Origin of the sequence: Lacisediminihabitans sp. (genome assembly GCF_043726815.1) — a bacterium.
GTDB lineage: Bacteria > Actinomycetota > Actinomycetes > Actinomycetales > Microbacteriaceae > Lacisediminihabitans.
Map to the genome: position 1 here is coordinate 1 of NZ_JAYSJZ010000024.1, position 1,534 is coordinate 1,534.

Annotated in this window: 1 protein-coding gene; it reads left to right on the plus strand. The window is 67.8% G+C overall.

What is annotated here, in order from left to right:
- The first annotated feature begins 56 nt into the window (after positions 1 to 56).
- The gene (locus ACHZD8_RS02710; protein WP_394768591.1) at positions 57 to 1,481 is read left to right on the plus strand and encodes an NAD(P)/FAD-dependent oxidoreductase; all 1,425 of its coding nucleotides are present in this window, start codon (positions 57 to 59) and stop codon (positions 1,479 to 1,481) included.
- The last annotated feature ends 53 nt before the right edge of the window (positions 1,482 to 1,534 follow it).

Consider the following 1,534-nt stretch of genomic DNA (forward strand, 5'->3'; position numbering starts at 1 on the left):
CGGACCCGTCTTCGACTGAGTGCGGGCAGAGGCGGCAGCGACCGTAGTGTTGCCCCATGGCACGCACGGTTTTCGAACGATCCGCACCCGACACCCGCATCATCACCGAATCGCTGGCGGATGCGCGGCTCGCGCCCTTCTGGCTCGACGACCTCGGCCCGCGCCAGAGCAATCCGCGGCATTCCGGCACCGTGCACTACGACCTCGCCGTGGTCGGTGCCGGCTACACCGGACTCTGGACCGCGCTGCAGGCGATCGAACGGGATCCCGCCACCCGGGTGATCATGCTCGAGGCGAAGACGATCGGCTGGGCGGCGTCCGGGCGTAACGGCGGATTCTGCGAGGCATCCCTCACCCACGGCGAGGCCAACGGGCTCGCCCGCTTTCCCCAGGAGCTCGCGCAGTTGGACAGGCTCGGCGCGGAGAACCTCGATGAGATCCAGGCGACCGTCGCGCGTCTCGGGCTCGACTGCGATTTCGAACGCACCGGATCTCTCGCCGTCGCCACCGAGCGTTACCAGCTTCCGGAGCTCGGCGCCGCCCATGACGGCGAAGGCGAGCTGTATTTCGACGCCGAGGGCATCCGCTCGCTTGTCGATTCGCCCACCTACCAGGGAGGGCTGTGGAGCAGGCACGGGACGGCCCTGGTGCACCCGGCGAAACTCGCCGCGGAACTCGCGCGTGCCTGTATCGAGGCCGGCGTCGACATCCGCGAGAATTCGCCGGTGCGCGGCATCGACAGCGAGTTGCCGACGGGCGCGGTGACTCTCACTACCGATAGCGGCTTCGTGAGCGCCGACAAGGTGGCCATCGCCACCAACGCCTTCCCGTCGCTGCTCAAGCGCTATCGACTGCACACCGTGCCGGTGTACGACTACGTGCTGATGACGGAGCCCCTGACGGATGCCCAGCTCGCCTCTATCGGCTGGGAGGGCCGGCAGGGAGTCGCGGATATGGCGAATCAGTTCCACTACTACCGGCTGAGTGCCGACAACCGCATCCTGTGGGGAGGCTACGACGCGGTGTATCACTACGGCGGACGCATCCGCGCCTCCTATGACGACCGCCCGCAGTCGTTCCAGAGGCTCGCGAGCCACTTCTTCACGACCTTCCCGCAGCTCGAGGGCGTCAGGTTCAGTCATCGCTGGGCCGGCGTCATCGACACCAGCACCCGGTTCTGCGCCTTCTTCGGACTCGCCCGCCGTGGTCGGGTGGCCTATGCCGCCGGCTTCACCGGGCTCGGCGTCGGGGCGAGCCGTTTCGCCGCCAACGTGATGCTCGACCATCTCTCGGGCGAGTCGACCGAGCGCACCGAGCTCGAGATGGTGCGCTCGACCCCACTGCCGTTCCCGCCCGAACCGGCGACCTTCGCGGGAGTGCAGGCCACCAAGTGGGCGCTCGACCGGGCCGACCACAACGACGGGCGGCGAAACGTGCTGCTCAAGACACTGGATGCCGTCGGCCTCGGCTTCGATTCCTGAGCCGACTGTTCCCCTGTCGGCGGTCGGCAGTATCGTGTGGGCATGAACCAACA